18 protein-coding genes, 1 tRNA gene and 1 pseudogene are annotated in these 20,151 nt (G+C 40.6%); 7 read left to right on the top strand and 13 right to left on the bottom strand.

The window, feature by feature from the left end:
- Positions 1-2 precede the first annotated feature (2 nt).
- The 8 genes from rodA to ACPF64_RS16970 form a co-directional block, all read right to left on the bottom strand.
- Complete coding sequence (rodA, locus tag ACPF64_RS17005) at positions 3-1,145, bottom strand: rod shape-determining protein RodA (protein WP_045430082.1); 1,143 nt, start codon at positions 1,143-1,145, stop codon at positions 3-5.
- A 127-nt stretch (positions 1,146-1,272) separates the two neighbouring features.
- On the bottom strand, positions 1,273-1,923 hold the full coding sequence (locus tag ACPF64_RS17000) for a hypothetical protein (RefSeq protein WP_419297057.1): 651 nt from the start codon (positions 1,921-1,923) through the stop codon (positions 1,273-1,275).
- A 23-nt stretch (positions 1,924-1,946) separates the two neighbouring features.
- Positions 1,947-2,759 (bottom strand): NADPH-dependent 7-cyano-7-deazaguanine reductase QueF, encoded by an 813-nt coding sequence (gene queF, locus ACPF64_RS16995; protein WP_151743287.1) that lies wholly within the window; start codon positions 2,757-2,759, stop codon positions 1,947-1,949.
- Positions 2,756-3,529: an ABC transporter permease gene (locus ACPF64_RS16990; protein WP_004791025.1), complete on the bottom strand. Its 774-nt coding sequence runs from the start codon at positions 3,527-3,529 to the stop codon at positions 2,756-2,758. Before ACPF64_RS16990 ends, queF begins: the two co-directional genes overlap by 4 nt.
- Positions 3,526-4,461 (bottom strand): ABC transporter ATP-binding protein, encoded by a 936-nt coding sequence (locus tag ACPF64_RS16985; RefSeq protein ID WP_003650650.1) that lies wholly within the window; start codon positions 4,459-4,461, stop codon positions 3,526-3,528. Before ACPF64_RS16985 ends, ACPF64_RS16990 begins: the two co-directional genes overlap by 4 nt.
- A 116-nt stretch (positions 4,462-4,577) precedes the next feature.
- Positions 4,578-4,654 (bottom strand) — tRNA-Arg (locus tag ACPF64_RS16980).
- A gap of 101 nt (positions 4,655-4,755) precedes the next feature.
- On the bottom strand, positions 4,756-5,388 hold the full coding sequence (locus ACPF64_RS16975; RefSeq protein WP_426454714.1) for a hypothetical protein: 633 nt from the start codon (positions 5,386-5,388) through the stop codon (positions 4,756-4,758).
- Between the two features lie 148 nt (positions 5,389-5,536).
- Positions 5,537-6,223, bottom strand: coding sequence for a 3'-5' exonuclease (locus tag ACPF64_RS16970; RefSeq protein WP_426454712.1), 687 nt, complete (start codon positions 6,221-6,223; stop codon positions 5,537-5,539).
- A gap of 246 nt (positions 6,224-6,469) precedes the next feature.
- Here ACPF64_RS16970 and ACPF64_RS16965 point away from each other — a divergent pair, with 246 nt between their 5' ends.
- Positions 6,470-7,699 carry an alpha/beta hydrolase gene (locus ACPF64_RS16965; protein WP_426454710.1) on the top strand — a complete coding sequence of 410 codons (1,230 nt, stop codon included), beginning with the start codon at positions 6,470-6,472 and terminating at the stop codon, positions 7,697-7,699.
- 92 nt (positions 7,700-7,791) lie between these two features.
- Here ACPF64_RS16965 and ACPF64_RS16960 read toward each other — a convergent pair.
- Positions 7,792-7,884: pseudogene (locus ACPF64_RS16960) on the bottom strand (hypothetical protein); the annotation flags it as partial.
- 61 nt (positions 7,885-7,945) lie between these two features.
- On the opposite strand from ACPF64_RS16960, the gene glyA reads away from it, so the two are divergent.
- The gene (glyA, locus tag ACPF64_RS16955; RefSeq protein ID WP_426454708.1) at positions 7,946-9,199 is read left to right on the top strand and encodes a serine hydroxymethyltransferase; all 1,254 of its coding nucleotides are present in this window, start codon (positions 7,946-7,948) and stop codon (positions 9,197-9,199) included.
- 62 nt (positions 9,200-9,261) lie between these two features.
- On the opposite strand, the gene ACPF64_RS16950 is transcribed toward glyA, so the two are convergent.
- The 3 genes from ACPF64_RS16950 to adeF are packed head-to-tail and all read right to left on the bottom strand — an operon-like array spanning position 9,262 to position 15,156.
- The gene (locus ACPF64_RS16950; RefSeq protein WP_426454706.1) at positions 9,262-10,737 is read right to left on the bottom strand and encodes an efflux transporter outer membrane subunit; all 1,476 of its coding nucleotides are present in this window, start codon (positions 10,735-10,737) and stop codon (positions 9,262-9,264) included.
- 12 nt (positions 10,738-10,749) lie between these two features.
- Positions 10,750-13,929, bottom strand: a complete 3,180-nt coding sequence (gene adeG / locus ACPF64_RS16945) for a multidrug efflux RND transporter permease subunit AdeG (protein ID WP_080027504.1) — start codon at positions 13,927-13,929, stop codon at positions 10,750-10,752.
- 6 nt (positions 13,930-13,935) lie between these two features.
- A complete protein-coding gene (adeF, locus tag ACPF64_RS16940; protein ID WP_426454704.1) occupies positions 13,936-15,156 on the bottom strand; it encodes a multidrug efflux RND transporter periplasmic adaptor subunit AdeF in 1,221 nt (406 codons plus the stop codon).
- A 197-nt stretch (positions 15,157-15,353) separates the two neighbouring features.
- Here adeF and ACPF64_RS16935 point away from each other — a divergent pair, with 197 nt between their 5' ends.
- From ACPF64_RS16935 to ACPF64_RS16915, 5 genes are all read left to right on the top strand, one after another.
- Positions 15,354-16,382 (top strand): LysR substrate-binding domain-containing protein, encoded by a 1,029-nt coding sequence (locus ACPF64_RS16935; protein WP_426454701.1) that lies wholly within the window; start codon positions 15,354-15,356, stop codon positions 16,380-16,382.
- Between the two features lie 174 nt (positions 16,383-16,556).
- Positions 16,557-17,342, top strand: coding sequence for an ABC transporter substrate-binding protein (locus ACPF64_RS16930; RefSeq protein WP_005046083.1), 786 nt, complete (start codon positions 16,557-16,559; stop codon positions 17,340-17,342).
- A 91-nt stretch (positions 17,343-17,433) separates the two neighbouring features.
- Positions 17,434-18,123: an ABC transporter permease gene (locus tag ACPF64_RS16925; RefSeq protein ID WP_005039343.1), complete on the top strand. Its 690-nt coding sequence runs from the start codon at positions 17,434-17,436 to the stop codon at positions 18,121-18,123.
- Positions 18,120-18,833: an ABC transporter permease gene (locus ACPF64_RS16920; RefSeq protein ID WP_017387975.1), complete on the top strand. Its 714-nt coding sequence runs from the start codon at positions 18,120-18,122 to the stop codon at positions 18,831-18,833. Before ACPF64_RS16925 ends, ACPF64_RS16920 begins: the two co-directional genes overlap by 4 nt.
- 12 nt (positions 18,834-18,845) lie before the next feature.
- Positions 18,846-19,622 carry an ABC transporter ATP-binding protein gene (locus ACPF64_RS16915; RefSeq protein ID WP_003650668.1) on the top strand — a complete coding sequence of 259 codons (777 nt, stop codon included), beginning with the start codon at positions 18,846-18,848 and terminating at the stop codon, positions 19,620-19,622.
- 74 nt (positions 19,623-19,696) lie between these two features.
- On the opposite strand, the gene abeS is transcribed toward ACPF64_RS16915, so the two are convergent.
- A complete protein-coding gene (abeS, locus tag ACPF64_RS16910) occupies positions 19,697-20,026 on the bottom strand; it encodes a multidrug efflux SMR transporter AbeS (RefSeq protein ID WP_426454697.1) in 330 nt (109 codons plus the stop codon).
- Positions 20,027-20,151 lie beyond the last annotated feature (125 nt).

Genomic DNA, 20,151 nt, shown 5'->3' with positions numbered 1-20,151 from the left:
GATTATCGATGTGTATGAATGGACATGACTAAACCAAAGGTGGCCATTAAAGTAATAATAGCTGTTCCGCCATAACTCATAAAAGGTAAAGGAACACCTACTACAGGTAAAATACCACTGACCATTCCCGCATTTACAAATACATAAACAAAAAAAGACAAACCAAAGGCGCCAGCAACTAAACGTCCATAGTTATGGAAGCTTTGTAAACCGATTTGGAATGTTCTAAAAATAATAGCAAAATAAAGAATAACTAAAATAAGTACACCGATGAGCCCAAATTCTTCGGAATACGCGGCAATAATAAAGTCGGTATGACCTTCGGGTAAAAAGTGCAAATGTGATTGGGTACCTTCAAGAAATCCTTTACCCGAAAAACCACCAGAACCAATCGCAGTTTTAGATTGAATAATATTCCAACCTGTACCGAGTGCATCCGCCTCTGGGTCAAGCAACGTTAAAACCCTTTGACGTTGATAGTCGTGTAAAAGAAATTCCCACGCAATTGGAATGATGACTGCAGCGCACGCTCCCGCAGCACCGATCATACGCCATGATAGTCCACTTAAAAATAAAACAAATATGCCACTTGCTAGCACTAACACTGATGTCCCTAAGTCGGGTTGTTCTGCAATTAGTAAAAAAGGAATACCAATTAACATTAAGGATAAAACAACTTGTGAAAAGCTAGGGGGAAGGGGTTTACGTGCTAAAAACCATGCAACCATCATGGGCATACCGATTTTCATGAACTCACTGGGTTGGACACTTCCGAAACCGGGAATATCAATCCAGCGCTGAGCACCCATTCGGACTTCGCCAAACACCATGACTGCCACAAGTGAAAATAAGCCAAACAAATAAAAATATGGAGAAAAAGCTTGATAGACCTTGGGCGGAATTTGGGCTAGACCAAACATAACTAAAAAGCCAATACCAAAACTCATGGCTTGTTTACTCACTAACCCCACATCCTGTGCAGAAGCACTATATAGTACGGTTAAACCTAATAAAGCATTTAAGAGCAGAAATAGGCATAACCAAGGGTCAACATGGAGTTGTTGCCACTTTGATGGTTGCATAGCGGTGCTAAGACCATCTCGCGGAGCTTGGCGTAAAAATTTATATTGTGGGCTAGGAGACATGCGGCGTTAACTAAGGTCAATCAGTGCTTGGCGCATGCTAACATAAACGTGGTGAATGGCAATGTATATCAATATTTTGCAATAAAAAAACCTAGCTCTCGCTAGGTTTCCGATAGTCTATTTTTTATTAGTTAAAGAATAAACCATCATGGTATTCAGCCATCGCTTTAAGTTCAGTGCGATTTAAGCTTGGAATCAGTTTGTCGATTGCAATGTGAACAGCTTTTGTTACAGCTGCTGCACCAATATCTGCTGCTTTACGCTTGATCATACCGAGATCTAATGTTTTATTAAAATCAGACATGAAGTGTTTGATCATCGCATCGCCGAACTGTTTATATAATTCAGCTAAAGCAGCTTTATTAATGTCATTTCCTGCTTCAAGCTCAGTAAAGTTATGCTTAAGGTTAGTCACTAAACCTGCATCTAAATTTACGCCTACTTTGTATTGACCTTGTGGGTCTTTAAATAAGCTTTTTTCAGAGAACTCAACTGACTGTTTAACTACATCGTTAGGTGCTTTGCTTAACAATTGCTTTAAAAGAACAGCAACGGTTGATTTGACATAACCTGCTAGTTTTTCGGCAGTATCGCGCTTTTCACTTGCAGGAAAATGCTGAACTAACTGAATCAAGACATTATCAATAATTTCTTCATTAAGTTGTAAAGCAATCTTATCGCGAAGTGGATATAAAGGTTCACTAGAATTTTTATTCGCAATTCCAGCCTGCATATCGTTCAATAAGCCTTCAGAAGGGGTAAAACCAAAAAACGGCATGGTATATCCTCAAATTATTCGTTTTATTGTCGTGCCAATCGAATCGGTTTTGGCATCCATGAAAGATCCGATACTCGGCAAGGGTTAATATCAAGTCCGCCGCGACGAGTATAAGTTGCATAAACCATCAGCTTTTCAGGCTGTAGATTTTGCCAAATATCGGCAAAGATCTGCTCAACACACTGTTCGTGAAAGCCGTTATGCTGACGGTACGAGATAATATAAGCTAAAACACTACGATAACAAGGTTTTTTGCCTTTAAAACGAATAAAAACTGTACCCCAATCCGGTTGTCCGGTGACTGGGCAGTTACTTCTTAAAAGATGAGAATACAATTCAACTTCGACTTCTTCACCAGAATCATCAAGTTTTAAAAGAGTGGCATCAGGATGCTGTTCTAAACGCTCTGGAGTGAGGTCATCAACACAAATGCCTTGAGGCTTAGAAATCTCTAAATCATCTACTTGAAATAGGGTTAACTCAACTTTTGCACCTGCCGCCGCCGAGAGGTCTTTTTCAACAGTTTCAATAAATGATTGTTTAGACTCAAACTGAGTGAAGTTAAGACTATTGAAGTAAAGTTTTAATGACTTAGATTCAATCAAATTCGGTGAAGATGCAGGTAGCGTAATTCTGCCAATAGCAACTTGCGGAATACCATGAGCGTTTAACCATGAAATTTCAAAAACATGCCACCAATCTTTACCTTGTGTGATGCCTTCAATATGCGAGTAGGCTTCACGAGACTGAGCACGAGCAATTGGAAATAAAACATCAGGTTGATAATTAGTTGGATATTGGGTTTCTTTACCCAACAAAGACTGTTCGACACTCATTCACGCATTCCTGAACCACGAGCAAGTAAATAGTAAGCAATTCCGTAAAGTACAACACAGCATGATGTCACAATGATTAAAGAGAATGAAACATTCACATCGCTATGACCTAAAATGCCAAAACGGAAAGCATTAACCATATAAACAATAGGGTTAATTAAAGAAAGTTTTTGCCAAAAAGGGCCAAGTGCACTAATGGCATAAAACACACCACCTAAATAAGTTAAGGGCGTAAGAACAAAGGTTGGAATAATAGAAATATCATCAAATGATTTTGCATAGACTGCATTAATAAAACCACCTAATGAGAAAAGAACCGAAGTAATTAAGACTGTATATATAGTTACGAACCAGTTGTGTATGAAAAGGTCAGTAAAGAACATGCTCATAGCAGTCACAATTGCACCTACTAATACACCACGGCAAATACCGCCAATTACATAGCCCCACAAAATAATATGTAGTGGCACAGGACTCATGATGAGTTCTTCAATGCTTTTTTGGAATTTTACACTAAAGAAACTTGAAGACACGTTGGCATAACTATTGGTAATGACAGCCATCATAATTAAGCCAGGCACAATAAATTGCATATAGCTCACGCCACCCATTTGTCCAATGCGTGAACCAACCAAATTACCAAAAATGACAAAGTACAAACTCATTGTAATTGCCGGTGGTAATAAAGTTTGTGGCCAAATGCGTAGAAAACGGCGTACTTCTTTACGAACGATGGTCCAGAGAGCAATTTGCAGTTGGCTAAAATTCATTTTGCCTCTCCTTCAAGATTTTTCTCGACCATTTTGACAAATAACTCTTCTAGACGATTCGATTTATTACGCATACTGTGAACACGAATACCTTGAGATTCTAATAACTGGAATAGGTCATTCAATGTATGCGCTCTATCCATCGTTACTTCTAAAGTATTACTATCAATTAAGTTGAACTTGACACCAATAATGTTTAACTGGAGCGGCCCAATCGGTTCGGCTAAATCGAAGATAAATGATTCTTCATTGAGCTGATTAAGGAAGCTCTTCATGCTGGTATCTTCTTTAATTACACCACGGTCAATGATCGCAATGCGACGACACAACATTTCTGCTTCTTCTAAATAGTGGGTCGTTAAAATAATAGAAGTACCGCTTTCGTTCATTTCGGTCAGAAAATCCCACATAGAACGGCGTAATTCAATATCTACACCCGCAGTAGGTTCATCTAGAATAAGAAGTTTAGGCTCATGCATCATGGCACGGGCAATCATCAGACGACGCTTCATACCGCCAGACAGCATACGTGCTTGTATATTACGTTTTTCCCACAAACCGAGTTTTTCTAAATAATGTTCGGCACGTTTTTCTGCAATCTTTTTATGGATACCGTAGTAGCCAGCTTGAGTGACTAAAATATCGAATGTTTTTTCAAACTGCCCGAAGTTAAATTCTTGAGGAACGACGCCAAGCTGCTGTTTTGCCAGAGAAGGATGGGTATCGAGGTTGTGCCCAAAAATCTCAACTGTTCCTGAGGTTTTTTTTGTGAGGGAGCTGATAATACCAATGGTTGTTGATTTGCCGGCACCATTTGGGCCTAACAACGCATAAAATTCACCTTCAGGCACAGTGAGGTTAATACCTTTTAACGCCTGAAAACCATTACGATATGTTTTGGACAAATCTCTTAAAACCAAAGCATCAGTCATGAAATTCTCACATTATGAAAGAGGGGTATATTTTGAGCGATAATGATTAATAAACCAAGTAAAATAGTCGGAATTTTATAAAATTAAGATAAATTGAGAAATTATTATATAAAAGCTGGTGCGCCCGGCGGGGATCGAACCCACGACCCCAGGTTTCGGAAACCTGTACTCTATCCAACTGAGCTACGAGCGCATGTGTGGGGCACATCATAGGAAAAAAACACTTGCAGGTAAAGCACGAAATACATGCCAAGTGATTTTAATGCTTAATTAAACAGCAAGTTGTTTAATATTTTATATGCTTTGTGAAAGAAGCTGAATTGAATAGTTAATTGTACGTAAAGCTCTTGCAAGTTCCTGAGGAGGAATACGTGATTCTTGCAAACTTGTAATCCATTGTACCTGACATAATTTAAGCTCTTGTATTGTTGTAGCTTTCTCTATTTTTTGAACAAGTGGTTTGGTCATTAGTCCGCAATAGCTGCTAAGTGTTTTTATCATTAACTGTTGTATTTCTTCGAAAGAAAGAGTCTGAGAAGGTATTAGTGGTTGAAAATATGTAGTACTGGGCTGATCTAAAGTTTTTTGCTCGGAAAGCTGGATTTCTCCAACAAGATGAGGGGAATGCAGTATAGAACTATCAACAGATTCTTTTTGATTTTCTTCTACTTTATTTATGGCTGATGTTTTTAAAATAATTTCTTCATTCGTAGATGTTTCGGTAGAGGCAATTGGGGCAATAAGTTCTAAGTCGATAAGCTGTTGAATCAGCTCTGGAGAAGCAATACGTTTTTTAAATTCACCATTTAAGTTTTGAAAATCTTCATGGTCTATTAAGAGTAATAAACGTCTTTGTTTTGCATTTAAAACAATATTGCGTTGTTGCAGCGCAAGTCTTCCCAAATTGGTTCTATAAAAACCAGCCATTGCTTTTCCCCAATATAAAAAATAAATCAGACTGTCCAATCTTCTGAGTCGAACAGTACTGTTTTTAATAAAATATAAATGGGGTTAATAATAAAACTTAAAAATGACAATATGATGAATAATCTATAAATATCATTTGGTTAAAATCTTAAAAGGCACTTTCTAATGCTTTGCGAAGATAGACATCAAGCTCATCTTGGCGTAATAGCCATTGAATATAGTCTTTAGGAAGTTCAGCAATTGCTGTGCCTTTATGCTTACCAAAGTTAACAGTAGTGGGGATACGTGCTTCTTCAGAAACTCGGTAGAGCTCTTCAATATTTTGAATATTTAAATGATAGACAATATGCATCAAGATATTAGCAGTCAAAATAATATCTGCATCGGCACGGTGAGCACCTTTAAGCATTTCTCGGGCTTTGCTGCTCCCTTGAGAAATCATATAGATCAGTGCTGAGATATTATGAGCCTCTGCATCTGCCCAAACTTTACGTGCCAAAGCCAAAGTACAAATCGGTTTAATATTTGATACATCAACACCGCAACGAGCAATCGCGGCAATATCGTAATCAATATTGTGACCAATAATATAAGTCGTACTCTCTGGTAATTTAAATGTTTTATAGTGAGGCTGGTTTTCTAAATCTGTTTCTAATATGTGGTGTACTGCCATCGCAGCATAAGAGATAGGCGCACCCACTTGATATAACTGATCAAACAATTTGCTTTTATCTAAGGTGAGTTTGCCTTCATTAAGTTCGATCGGAGCATACGCAATTTCAATAGGCAAACCATTTAGTGTATGAGTTTCTGTATCTAAAATAATGGCTTGCATATCTGGCCCTTTAAACAATCACGAGTAGCTATGAATGTTAACAGTTGACTATCTACTTTAAAACATGAAGTGAGGCTATAAAGTAGCTAGAACGTCAATTTATATTAAAAATAAAGTTTTCATAGATTAATTTCATCCAATAGAACTTGCGAAAAATAAAGATTAGGCGTAATTGTTTTTAAGACATTAGAAAATGTTGATTAAAAAACTAAAGCAAAATAAAAATGGAATTTAAGGGATATAGCAATGAAAATGAAACTGTTCATGACCAGTGTTCTTAGCACGAGTTTATTTTTAGTCGCTTGTGGAGGAGGGAGTAGTGATGATAACTCAGCCATTGTCGACCCATCAGGTACTCCAACCAATAATATTAAAAATCCAGTTGTTAAGGTAGATGCTTACACGAGCACCGACTTAGGATCAGTTGCTGCTGAAAGTAGTATTTTGACCTATAAAATGTTAGGTCAAAGTGACCAAGAAGTACAGGCAACCAGTTTGGTATTCACACCAAATACACCACCACCAGCAGGCGGTTGGCCAATTGTCGTTTGGGCACATGGCACTACGGGTGTGGCAGATGCCTGTGCGCCAAGTAAGGCAGCTTTAACAGACAGTACAAAAGATTTAATTAGTAAGTTACTTGCAGCTGGTTATGTTGTTGTCGCACCTGACTATGAAGGTTTAGGTACTCCAGGCATACATCCATTTTTAAATGTTAAAAGTGAGGCTTTCTCAATTACGGATGCTGTAGTTGCAACACGTAACTATTTATTACAGCGTAATTTATTAACTTCAAAAAAATGGCTTACAGTCGGACATTCCCAAGGGGGGAATGCTGCGTTAGGTGCTGCACAATATGCGAGTCGTGCGCAGCTAGACTATAAAGGTACGGTAGCGGTAGCACCTGCTTCTAATTTAGGGAATATTTTAGTGGCTGGAGAGGCACAAGTTGCGAATGCACCGATAGACATTAAAATTGGAGCCTATGCACAGCTTGATACATATACAGCTTTGGTTACAGCCGGTATTCGCAACACAAAGCCAAGCTTTGATTATGGACAAGTATTTACTTCACAAATTTCAGGTATTGCCGCACAAGCAGAAACAATTTGTGCTGGGCCTTTGGAAGATGCTTTTATAAAAGCTATGGATGATTATAAAAAAGCTAATGGTGGGACACTTGATGGTTACACACGTACACAACCTAACTTTATGGCAGTGCCGCTAGTTAAGACGTTTTTGGAAAAAGATTCACAGCCGTTACAAGTAAAAGTCACTACACCAATCATCATTTATCAAGGGATAGCTGATCCTACAGTACCTAAATTAGCAACTGATCTATTGATATTTAATGCCACTACCTTAGGCACTAAAATTAATAGTTATGTGACTGGTAACTGGGACCATAATACGGCAATGAGTAGTAATGTAGACAACATTGTTGGAAATGTTCAGACTTTGCTAACAGCACAATAGAGTTATTGATATTTAAAGTATTTTTAACCGCATTGTAAGCTAAAGTTAACGATGGAAAATTTTAAAATATAAGCTTTAAACCAGCTTTTTTATTGATTTATAAACAATGGCTCATTTTTTATAAAACTTGAGCCATTTTTATTTAAAACTGAGCTAACTTCATTCTGTTTAATTATAAAGTTCATGCTACAATATGTCGCAATCTTAGCACGGCTTAAAAGCCCTAATTTTATAGGACCCCCGCTAATGTTTGCCAATATTTCCATTTCTGAATTTGATCCAGAATTAGCTCAAGCAATTGCTTCTGAAGGTGAGCGTCAAGAAGCACATATCGAGTTAATTGCTTCTGAAAACTATTGCTCTCCTGCTGTGATGGAAGCGCAAGGATCAAAACTTACGAATAAATATGCAGAAGGTTATCCAGGTAAACGCTATTATGGCGGTTGCGAATATGTGGATATCATTGAGCAAATGGCGATTGATCGTGCTAAAGAACTTTTTGGTGCAGATTACGCAAACGTTCAACCACACGCTGGCTCACAAGCTAACTCTGCTGTTTATCTAGCGCTTCTTAATCCAGGCGATACTGTTTTAGGTATGAGCTTGGCTCACGGTGGTCACTTGACTCACGGTGCAAAAGTAAGCTTCTCTGGTAAAACTTATAATGCAGTTCAATACGGTTTAAACGCTGAAACTGGCGAGATCGATTATGAAGAAGTTGAACGCTTAGCATTAGAGCACAAGCCACGTATGATCGTTGCTGGTTTCTCTGCTTACAGCCGTGTTGTAGATTGGCAACGTTTCCGTGATATCGCGGACAAAGTTGGCGCTTACCTTTTTGTTGATATGGCTCACGTTGCAGGTTTAGTTGCTGCTGGTGTATATCCAAACCCAGTTCAAATTGCTGACGTAACCACAACTACGACTCACAAAACACTTCGTGGTCCACGTTCTGGTTTAATCCTTGCGAAAGCGAATGAAGAAATCGAGAAAAAACTTCAATCAGCTGTATTCCCTGGTAACCAAGGTGGTCCATTGATGCATGCGATTGCTGCTAAAGCAATCTGCTTCAAAGAAGCAATGTCTGATGACTTCAAAGCTTACCAACAACAAGTTGTGAAAAATGCTCAAGCTATGGCTGAAGTATTAATCGCTCGTGGTTATGATGTTGTTTCTGGTGGTACAGAAAATCACTTATTCTTGTTATCTTTAATTAAACAAGACGTAACTGGTAAAGAAGCAGATGCTTGGTTAGGTGCTGCTCACATTACTGTTAATAAAAACTCAGTTCCAAATGATCCACGCTCTCCATTTGTGACTTCTGGTATCCGTATCGGTACTCCAGCAGTAACAACTCGTGGTTTCGGTGAAGCTGAAGTACGTGAACTTGCTGGTTGGATCGCTGATGTGATTGACAGCAAAGGTGACGAAAAAGTTATTGCTGACGTAAAAGCGAAAGTTGAAACTGTTTGTGCAAAATTCCCTGTATACGCACAATAAGTTGTAGATATAAAAAAAGCGCCATATGGCGCTTTTTTTATATCTAGTTAATTACGTAAGAATTAACTTTTAGTTTTTACCGATGAATCTGCATCATGCCATCCACCACCCAATGCCCGAATTAAATCTACACTAGCCATCATTCTGCTGCCGTTAAGCTGAGCAGAAAGTTGCTCTTGTTGCAAAATAGTGCGGTCAGAATCAATTACATCAAGATAGCTAATAGCACCTTCTCGATAACGTAGATGAGAAAGCTGATTTGCGTGACGAGAAGAAGAGAGTGCTTGGTTTTGAGCTTGTATTTGTTGATCGAGAATACGTTGATCGGACAAACCATTTTCAACTTCACGGAATGCATTCAGCACTGTTTGGCGATAATTCGCAACGCTTTCTTCATAGGCAGCTCGCGCTTGAGCGACTCCTGCTTTACGTTGCCCACCATCAAACAAGGGTAAAGATAAAATAGTGCCTGCGACTGGACCAAGTAAGAATGTACGGCTCGACCATTTACCTAAATCACCTAAAGTTGATGATTCATAACCGAGTGCACCTGTCAGGTCTAGTTTCGGGAAGAAAGCAGCGCGTGCAATTCCAATACGTGCATTATCTGCTGCCATAGCACGCTCGGCGGCAGCAATATCAGGTCGTCTTTCAAGTAAAGCTGAAGGTAAGCCTGCTGGCAGACGGAGGCGGTGTGCAGTTAATGGTTGAGCTGCTAGATTGAAGTCAGCTGGCGTTTTTCCAAGTAAAACAGCAAGTGCATGTTCTGCACTGGCCCGATTGCGGGCAATCGTTAGTGCATTGGTTTGGGCTGTAGCCAGTTCAGTCTGTGCGCGAGAAACATCTAATTCACTGACTAAACCATTACGAAATCGAGTTTGAACTAGATCTCGAGTCTCACCAAGTAATTTAATAGTGCGATTATAAATTACTTGTTCAGCATCAAGCTGGCGAATTAGAAAATAGCCTTGTGCAACATCTGCTTGCAATGCTAAAAGTGCCGACTGGTATAGCGCTTCTTGTTGCTGTACATCGGCTGTTGCTGCATTGACACTACTAGCAATACGACCAAATAAATCGAGCTCATATGAAACACTAGCTTGAGCACGCCATAAGGTTTGTGCAGATGTATGGGCATTTTCATCTAAACCCAATGAAGCTGGAGAGGGTTTTTGACGAGTTGGGCCAAAGCCAGCATTAATACTTGGTAAACGTTCTGCTTGCGCTGCTGAACGTAATGCACGTGAAGCCTGAATATTGGCAGCAGCAGCTTTAAGGTTTTGATTACCAGCAATTGCTTGTTGCTCTAGTTCGTTTAACAGTGGGTCATTAAAAACACGCCACCATTCGCCACGTGATTGTGCATCGGCAGGTTGGGCAATTTTCCAGTTATTGTCCTCAAATTTAGGGTCAGACTCTTTAAATTTGACTGGAACTATTACCTTTGCAGGTTGATATTCCGGCGCCAAAGAGCAGCCTGCAAGCAGCAGGCTTCCCATGAGTGAGGACACTAACCATTTTTGTTTTGATGATGTCATCAAATGTCCTCCTTAGTGATCATGTGGGTTAGCTAATGGAGCTTCATGAACGGCTGCCGAATGCAGTTTATGTTTGCTGTTGAGAGTACGAATCAGGACATAAAAGGCAGGGGTGAGGAATAAACCAAACAACGTTACACCGATCATGCCGAAGAACACTGCAATACCCATGGCATGACGCATTTCAGAACCTGCACCTGTTGAGGTAACCAGTGGGACTACACCCATAATAAATGCAATTGATGTCATTAAAATTGGGCGTAAACGCAGGCGACTCGCTTCAACTGCGGCATTAAATGCAGTTGCGCCTTGCATTTCAAGTTCCCTTGCAAATTCGACAATTAAGATGGCATTTTTACAGGCCAGCCCGACTAGTACCATCAGACCAATTTGGGTAAAGATATTGTTATCTCCACCTGTCAGCCAAACACCGGTTAGAGCTGCCAGAATTCCCATTGGCACAATTAGAATTACAGCTAAAGGCAGAGTTAAGCTTTCGTATTGTGCTGCCAATACCAAGAACACCAGTAGTACACTGATTGGGAATACCCAGAGTCCTGCATTACCAGCCAAGATTTTTTGGTAGGTTAAATCAGTCCATTCAAACTTAATGCCGCGTGGTAAGGTTTGAGCAGCAATACGTTCAACAGCAGCTTCCGCTTGGCTAGATGAATAGCCCGGTGCAGGGCCGCCGTTAATGTCCGCTGAGGTATAGCCGTTATAACGCACCACCATTTCTGGACCATAGGTTTGAGTCACGTTCACCAATGAAGATAACGGCACCATTTGTCCGGCACTGTTGCGGGTTTTTAGCTGCAAAATATCTTCAGGGTTAGCACGGAAAGGTGCATCGGCTTGCGCTCGAACCTGATAAACACGTCCAAAGCGGTTAAAGTCGTTAACGTACTGAGAGCCTAAATAAATCTGCATGGTGTTGAAGACATCGGTTACAGCGACACCTTGCTGTTTAGCTTTTACACGGTCCAGATCTACGTTCAGTTGAGGTACATTAATTTGATAACTTGAGAACATTGGCCCTAGTTCAGGGGCTGACTGAGCTGCTTTCATAAAGTTTTGTGCAGCATCATTCAAGGCTGAATAGCCTAAGGCACCTCGGTCTTCAAGTTGGAGTTTAAAGCCGCCCATCGTACCTAAGCCCATCACTGGTGGTGGTGGGAAAACTGCAATATAGGCATCTTGAATGGCTGAATATTTCTGGTTGAGAGCCCCTGCAATTGCATTGGCAGATAAGTCTTTGGCCTTTCGTTCATCGAATGGCTTTAACGTCACAAAGACAATACCGGCGCTTGAGCTGTTGGTAAAACCGTTAATGGATAGGCCAGGGAAGGCAACCGCACTTTCTACACCAGGCTGTTTAAGCGCAGTGTCACTCATTTTACGAATGACTGCCTCGGTACGATCTAATGAAGCGCCGTTTGGTAATTGAGCAAAGCTAATTAAATATTGTTTGTCTTGGGCAGGAACGAAGCCACCCGGAACAATATAAGAAATACCAACGGTTAAGCCGAGAAGTGCTGCATAGACACCCATTGCCGATGCTTTATGAGATATGACACGACTTACGCCTTTACCATAGTTGTCTGACGCACGTGTAAATACGCGGTTAAACAGCGCAAAGAAACGTCCAAATATGCGGTTCATAATGCGTGTTAATGCATCAGGTTTAGCGTCATGTCCTTTCAGTAACATGGCTGCCAAAGCAGGAGATAGCGTAAGGGAATTAAATGCCGAAATAACAGTTGAAATGGCAATGGTCATGGCAAATTGTTTATAAAATTGCCCTGTTAAGCCCGTCATAAAGGCTAGCGGTACGAAGACCGCAACGAGAGTTAAGGCAATCGCAATAATTGGACCACTCACTTCTCGCATGGCGCGATAAGTTGCGTCTCTTGGGCTTAAACCTGCTTCAATATTCCTCTCGACATTTTCGACGACGACAATTGCGTCATCGACCACAATGCCGATGGCAAGTACCATCCCAAACAGTGATAGCGCATTGATGGAATACCCAAAGGCAAGCATAAGTGCAAATGTACCAATAATAGAAACCGGTACTGCAAGTAATGGAATAATCGACGCACGCCATGTTTGTAAGAATAAAATAACAACCACAACAACCAGTGCAATTGCTTCAAGTAAGGTATGAACGACTGCTTTAATACTAGAACGTACGAATTGAGTTGGGTCGTAAACAATGTCGTATTTAATTGAAGATGGGAAATCTTTTGAAAGCTCCTTCATTGTGCTACGCACTTGATCGGAAACTTGCAAAGCATTGGCACCCGGTGCTTGGAAAATTGGAATCGCTACAGCTTGTTTATTGTCAAGCAATGAACGTAGCCCATATTGTGAGGCTGCAAGTTCAACACGTGCAACATCGCCCAATCGGGTGACCGCGCCATCGGGTGCAGTTTTTAAAATAATGTCTGCAAATTCTTGCTCAGTCGTTAAACGACCTTGAGCATTCACTGAAAGTTGTACAGGTGAATTAGTTGGTGATGCACCAATTGTACCTGCCGCAACCTGAATATTTTGTTCACGGATTGCATTCACAATTTCAGTGGCTGTGAGGTTACGTTGCGCTACTTTTTGTGGGTCGAGCCACACCCGCATAGCGTAGTCGCCAGAACCAAATAAACCGACTTCACCTACACCTTGTAAACGTGCCAAACGATCTTTTACGTTCAGTACAGCGTAGTTACGTAAGTAAGTCATGTCATAGCGGTTATCTGGTGAAGTCAGATGTACCACCATGGTTAAAGTGGGAGAACTTTTTAAGGTGGTGACACCTAAACGCTGTACATCTTCAGGTAAACGAGGCATTGCCTGAGACACACGGTTTTGAACCAATTGTTGAGCTTTATCTGGGTCAATACCGAGTTTGAAGTTTACTGTAATGGTTAAGTTACCGTCGCTGTTTGCTTGAGATTGCATATACAGCATGTCTTCTACGCCGTTGATCGATTCTTCAAGCGGAGAGGCAACAGTTTCAGCAATTACTTTGGGGTTTGCACCCGGATATTGAGCACGCACAACCACAGATGGCGGTACAACTTCTGGATATTCGGAAATAGGTAACTGGAATACCGACAGTAGACCAGCGAGTAAAATCAGTACTGATAAAACACCAGCAAAGATTGGCCGATCAATAAAGAATTTAGAAATATTCATATGTGATTAACCTTTTGCCGGAGTTGACGTTTTTTCTGTTGGCTGAGGTTGAGGTGTGTTAGTACTTGCAGTGATTTGTGCATTCGGCATCGGGACGAGGTGTGGCGTAACGGGATCACCCGGACGAATACGCTGTAAACCATTCACCACAATACGGTCGCCCGCTTGTAATCCGCTATTCACGATTTGCAAGCCATCTTGTTGTGCCCCGATTTTTATTTCGCGGTAAGCAGTCTGATTTTTAGCATCGACAACAACGACAAAACGCTTATCTTGATCGACCCCAATGGCTGTTGGGCTAATGAGAATGGCTGAACGTGGTTGGCCGCCACCAAGACGAATTCGAGCATATAAACCCGGTAATAAAACTCCGTTTGGATTGTCGAAAGTCGCTCGAACACGAATCGTACCTGAGGTTGTATCTAGGTTATTGTCGATTGAGTTGATGGTTCCCTCACGAGAAAAACCAGTTTCATTGGCAAGTCCCATATAGACAGGAACCTGTGCTGAATTGCGCTGATTACTGATGTATTTGAGATAAGTTTGTTCATCAACATCAAAAGATGCATAGAGACGCGATACAGACACTAAACTCGTTAAAACTTGTGCTCCGTTACCCGCAGAAACCACATTACCCACGGTCACTTCAGCACGAGAAATTCTGCCGCTAACTGGTGCAGTAATACGGGTATATTCCAGATTTAAGCGTGCAGATTGAACGGCTGCTCTGGCTGCTTGTAGGTTGGCACTAGCTGAGCGTGCATCATTTTCTGCCAGATCAAGTTCTTGGCGTGATACAGCATTACTTTGAATTAGACGTTGAATACGGGAAAGATTGGTTGCGGTATAGGTGACTTGCGCTTCGGCTGAAGCAAGTTGAGCCTTGGCACGGTTGAGTTCTGCTTCAAATGGTCGAGGGTCAATTGTGAAAAGCAAATCACCTTTTTGAATTAGACTACCATCTTTAAAATGAACGGCAATTAACTTGCCCGAAACTTGAGGCCGAATGTCGACCTGATCAATCGCCTCTAGGCGACCGGAATATTCTTGCCAGTCGGTAATAGTTTTGCTGACGACAGGAGAGACATCAACAGTAGCAGCTTGTTGGGCTTGGGTCGGTGCAGCTTTTGCATCGGCATTTTCATGTAAGAAGATAAAACTGCCACCCGTTGCCAAAATGGCGACAAAGATAGCAGACAGTGCGAACTGTTTGCGGGAAAATGACATGTTGTGCTCCTACTTATTTGGATACCTGTTTTCAGACTTTTAGTTATGGTCCGTATGGGAGAAACAGGGTTTAGGCAATGTACGGAGCATAAAAGTTTGTCAATCACGAATAAATATATTAAATTTGATAACACTATTCGTATTTTTATAACAATTGATGTGTTTGAATTAGAAAATGCATTGATAGGAGTTTGCGTGTGGATCTATTTCATGCCATGAAAGTATTTAACAAAGTTGTCGAAACAAATAGTTTCAGTTTAGCGGCTGACAGTTTAGGCCTACCGCGTGCTTCTGTGACCACAACCATTCAGGGTTTAGAGAAACATTTACAAGTTCGCTTATTGAATCGAACCACCCGTAAACTCAGTTTGACACCCGATGGTGCGGTTTATTATGAACGTACTTCGCGAATTTTAGCCGATGTTGAAGATGTTGAATCGAATTTTCATGATTCGGAACGTGGACCAAGAGGCCGACTACGTATTGATGTTAAAGCCTCGATTGGGCGGCTGATCCTGATTCCGATGCTTTGTGATTTTCATGCCAAGTATCCCGATATTGATTTGGTGATTGGGATGAGTGATCGTCCAGTCGATTTGGTACAAGATGCAGTGGACTGTGTGATTCGTATTGGTCAGCTGAAAGATTCAAGTTTGGTTGCGCGTCGTATCGGAACAATTCAGTGCGTGACGGTTGCTGCACCTCGTTACTTGGCGGAACATGGCGAACCGGAAACTATTGATGACTTAAAAAAACATCAGGTCGTGCATTACTTTAATAGTCGTACCGGACGTAATATCGACTGGGATTTTATGGTTGATGGTGAGATTCATAGCGTTGGCGTGAAAGGGCGCGTTTCTGTCAACGATGGTGATTCATATGTTGATTTGGCTGTACAGGGTTTTGGCTTAATTCAATGCCCATATTATATGGTGGCAAAACATCTGGAGGATGGCTCACTTAAGGAAGTGCTGACTGAATGGTTGCCAGCACCCATGCCAATATCAGTCGTATATCTACAAAACCGTCATTTATCGCCTAAAGTTCGTGTGTTTGTTGATTGGGTGGCCGAATTATTTGCAGGTTGTCCATTGTTGAGTGGTTGCTCAATGGTATGGGATCAGAAATGTGAATTTGCCAGTGCCAAAGAACATAACCATGAATACACCATTCGGACATTGGTCGAAAATGAAAATATGGCAGAGGCTTACACACTCAAGAATTAACTTGTCAATTTGATTGATTTTTCAACATTTAATCAGTTAATACGATCTGCTGTTTTGACATCTTCCTGATTCTTTAACTTATGGTATAAAAATTGCAATTATTTCGGCAGAAGAGTAAGTTTGAAATACTCAAGTTTTTATCACCTTATTTTGATTTCAAGGAGAAGCTTCAAGATGGCAAGCTTTATGAAAAAAATGTTCGTTTCAACAACCTTAGTTCTGGCTGCTGTTGCGACTAATGTGCAAGCAAAGGATTGGAAGGTGATTCGTTTTGGTACTGAGTCCTCTTATGCACCGTTTGAATATAAAACACCGGATGGTAAGTTAACTGGTTTTGATGTTGATTTGGGTAATGCCATTTGTGCAAAACTCAAAGCCAAATGTGTTTGGGTTGAAAACTCTTTTGATGGGATGATTCCAGCACTTAAAGCGAAAAAATTTGACGGCATTCTTTCATCAATGACGGTCACTGATGAACGCGCAAAACAAATTTTGTTTAGTAGCAAAATCTACAACACACCAACACGTATGGTTGCAAAAAAAGGCTCACCGTTATTGCCTACAGCTGCCTCTTTGAAAGGTAAACGTGTAGGTGTACAACAGGGCACAATTCAAGAAACTTATGCTAAAACCTATTGGGCAACAAAAGGTGTAACCGTTGTACCTTATCCAGTCCAAGATTTGATTTATCAAGACATGATGTCAGGTCGTTTAGATGCAACTTTACAAGATGCAATCATGGTTGATGGTGCTTTCTTAAAACAACCAAAAGGCAAAAACTTCGCTTTTGTCGGTGGCAATGTAGTTGATGCAAAAACACTGGGTGTAGGCGCGGCTATTGGTTTACGCAAAGAAGATGCAGATTTGAAAGCGAATATTGACAAAGCACTCGCAGCAATCATTGCGGATGGTACATACAAGAAACTCGAGAAAAAATATTTCTCCTTTAACATTTACTAATGATGTGAAAAATGTCGGCTTAGTGCCGACATTTTTAAATCTATTCTCATCTCATCAATATTAGATATTGTTTTTAAGGAGAAGATGAGTCATGTTTTTATCTGGCTATGGGCCACTCCTTCTCAGCGGGACATGGATGACCCTCCAGCTTGCGCTGTTGTCACTTTTGCTTTCTGTCATTATTGGCTTAATTGGTGCGAGCTCAAAACTCTCTAGTTTTAAAGCCTTACGCTATATTGCGACCGCCTATACCACACTCATCCGTAGTGTGCCTGACTTGGTCATTATGCTGTTGTTATTTTATAGCTTGCAGTTGGGTCTAAACCAAATTACTGAATCACTGCAAATGGATCAAATTGATATCAATCCATTTGTGGCGGGTGTGATTACTTTAGCGTTCATTTATGGTGCATATTTTACCGAGACCTTTCGTGGTGCATTTCAATCGGTTCCAACGGGTCAAATTGAAGCAGCAATGGCCTATGGTATGACCCCTTGGCAGGTTTTTCGACGTGTATTATTCCCTCAAATGATGCGTTTTGCATTGCCAGGCATTGGTAACAACTGGCAAGTCTTGATTAAGGCAACCGCACTGGTTTCTATTATTGGCCTGACTGATATTGTAAAAATTACGCAAGATGCGGGTAGAAGTACCATGCAACTGTTCTTTTTCAGCATCGTGGCTGCCGCGATTTATTTGGCAATTACCACTGTGTCGAACCTCATTTTAATGTGGCTTGAGCGTCGTTATTCTGCCGGTGTGAGGAAGGGACAATTATGATTGAAATCCTTCAACAATATTGGCAGGCATACCTTTGGACCGATGGTTTGCAAATGACTGGAGTCGCGATGACTGCTTGGTTATTGGTGCTTTCTATTGGTATTGGCTTTGTGCTTGCTGTGCCTTTATCACTTGCACGAGTATCAGAAAATCTTTGGTTGCGTGGCCCAGTTTGGTTGTATACATATGTTTTTCGTGGCACACCACTGTACATCCAATTGCTGATTATTTACTCAGGCATTTACAGCTTTGATTACATCCATGAACATCAGACGCTTGATGCATTTTTTCGAGAGGGCATAAATTGCACCATTTTGGCATTCGCGCTCAATACTGGTGCATATACGACTGAAATCTTCGCTGGGGCGATCCGTTCTATTCCACATGGCGAGATTGAAGCTGCACAAGCTTTTGGAATGTCAAAATGGAAACGCTATACCCGCATTATTATTCCGTCGATGTTGCGCCGTGCTTTACCATTTTACGGTAATGAAGTCATTTTAATGTTGCACGCGACAACCATTGCATTTACAGCAACTGTTCCTGACATTTTAAAAATTGCGCGTGATGTAAATGCGGCAACCTATGACACCTTCAATGCTTTTGGAATTGCCGCGGTGTTGTATGCGATGCTGGCATTTATTTTGATTTGGCTATTTCGTAAGTTGGAAAAACGTTGGTTGGCATTTTTAAAGCCATCGAATCATTAGGAGACATAAATAATGGAACAAGTTGCAAAACTAGTGATTCGTGATTTACATAAGACATTTGGCGATCATGAAGTACTTAAAGGGATATCACTTGATGCAAATGCTGGCGATGTAATTAGTATCATCGGTTCATCTGGTTCAGGTAAAAGTACCTTGCTACGTTGTATTAACTTTTTAGAACAACCAAGCAATGGCACTATTAAACTTAATGGTGAAAAACTACGCACAGTCTTTGATAAAAAAGGCAATTTAAAAGTGGTTGAACCAAAGCAACTACAAAAAATGCGTACCCAGCTCATGATGGTGTTTCAGCATTTTAATTTATGGTCACACATGACAGTACTGGAAAATGTGATTGAAGGACCAATACATGTACTTGGGGTAAAACGTGCTGAGGCAGAAGAGCGTGCACGGAAATATCTACGCAAAGTTGGTTTGCCTGAAAGCGTTGAAAGTAAATATCCTGCATTTTTATCTGGTGGTCAGCAGCAACGTGTAGCGATTGCTCGTGCTTTGGCTATGGAACCAGAAGTTATGTTGTTTGATGAACCAACCAGCGCGCTTGATCCAGAGTTGGTGGGTGAAGTACTAAAAGTAATGCAGGGTTTGGCTGAAGAAGGGCGCACCATGATTGTGGTGACACATGAAATGGGCTTTGCGCGTCATGTGTCTAATCAAGTAATTTTTTTGCATCAAGGGAAAATTGAGGAGCAGGGCCATCCTGATGAAGTACTCAATAACCCGAAAAGTGAACGTTTAAAGCAGTTTTTAACGGGCAGTTTAAAATAAGCTGCTCATACCGAGTAGGGTGAAATTTTTTATAAAAGATTCTCACCATACTTGGTTGTTTTTTTAATTATATTTTATAGGTGAGTATTTTTAGAAAACACATTAATAATGATAATGCCTGCGATCATTAAAGTAAGACCAATGCAGGCTGCCAAGTCTAAATGCTGTTTGTAAAATATCCAGCCAATTGCAGAAATTAAAATAATACCTGCACCCGACCAAATAGCATATGCAATTCCGATCGGAATTGTTTTTAGCGTCAGAGACAATAAATAGAAAGCAATTGCATAACCCACAACAGTAATAATCGAAGGAATTGGAACAGTAAAACCTTGAGATGCTTTTAAAGCTGAAGTTGCAATGACTTCACAAGTAATCGCAATTGCTAAATAAAGATAAGACATGGGGAGCTACGCCAGAATGAGTTTTAATCAATCTATATGAAATGTTGAAATGGTTAGATCAGTTTTAACGATTGTTCAATTTCTTTGGTACACAAATACAAGTAAATTAAACTGAACTGATCATT

Source organism: Acinetobacter sp. KB005, assembly GCF_049949095.1.
GTDB classification, from domain to species: domain Bacteria; phylum Pseudomonadota; class Gammaproteobacteria; order Pseudomonadales; family Moraxellaceae; genus Acinetobacter; species Acinetobacter calcoaceticus.
The sequence above is the reverse complement of the archived record's forward strand: the minus strand, read 5'-3'. Positions and strand labels throughout refer to the sequence as shown.

Coding starts and splice junctions, on each gene's coding strand:
- rodA (WP_045430082.1), bottom strand. CDS start 1,145: ATGTCTCCTAGCCCACAATATAAATTTTTACGCCAAGCTCCGCGAGAT.
- ACPF64_RS17000 (WP_419297057.1), bottom strand. CDS start 1,923: ATGCCGTTTTTTGGTTTTACCCCTTCTGAAGGCTTATTGAACGATATG.
- queF (WP_151743287.1), bottom strand. CDS start 2,759: ATGAGTGTCGAACAGTCTTTGTTGGGTAAAGAAACCCAATATCCAACT.
- ACPF64_RS16990 (WP_004791025.1), bottom strand. CDS start 3,529: ATGAATTTTAGCCAACTGCAAATTGCTCTCTGGACCATCGTTCGTAAA.
- ACPF64_RS16985 (WP_003650650.1), bottom strand. CDS start 4,461: ATGACTGATGCTTTGGTTTTAAGAGATTTGTCCAAAACATATCGTAAT.
- ACPF64_RS16975 (WP_426454714.1), bottom strand. CDS start 5,388: ATGGCTGGTTTTTATAGAACCAATTTGGGAAGACTTGCGCTGCAACAA.
- ACPF64_RS16970 (WP_426454712.1), bottom strand. CDS start 6,223: ATGCAAGCCATTATTTTAGATACAGAAACTCATACACTAAATGGTTTG.
- ACPF64_RS16965 (WP_426454710.1), top strand. CDS start 6,470: ATGAAAATGAAACTGTTCATGACCAGTGTTCTTAGCACGAGTTTATTT.
- glyA (WP_426454708.1), top strand. CDS start 7,946: ATGTTTGCCAATATTTCCATTTCTGAATTTGATCCAGAATTAGCTCAA.
- ACPF64_RS16950 (WP_426454706.1), bottom strand. CDS start 10,737: ATGACATCATCAAAACAAAAATGGTTAGTGTCCTCACTCATGGGAAGC.
- adeG (WP_080027504.1), bottom strand. CDS start 13,929: ATGAATATTTCTAAATTCTTTATTGATCGGCCAATCTTTGCTGGTGTT.
- adeF (WP_426454704.1), bottom strand. CDS start 15,156: ATGTCATTTTCCCGCAAACAGTTCGCACTGTCTGCTATCTTTGTCGCC.
- ACPF64_RS16930 (WP_005046083.1), top strand. CDS start 16,557: ATGGCAAGCTTTATGAAAAAAATGTTCGTTTCAACAACCTTAGTTCTG.
- ACPF64_RS16925 (WP_005039343.1), top strand. CDS start 17,434: ATGTTTTTATCTGGCTATGGGCCACTCCTTCTCAGCGGGACATGGATG.
- ACPF64_RS16920 (WP_017387975.1), top strand. CDS start 18,120: ATGATTGAAATCCTTCAACAATATTGGCAGGCATACCTTTGGACCGAT.
- ACPF64_RS16915 (WP_003650668.1), top strand. CDS start 18,846: ATGGAACAAGTTGCAAAACTAGTGATTCGTGATTTACATAAGACATTT.
- abeS (WP_426454697.1), bottom strand. CDS start 20,026: ATGTCTTATCTTTATTTAGCAATTGCGATTACTTGTGAAGTCATTGCA.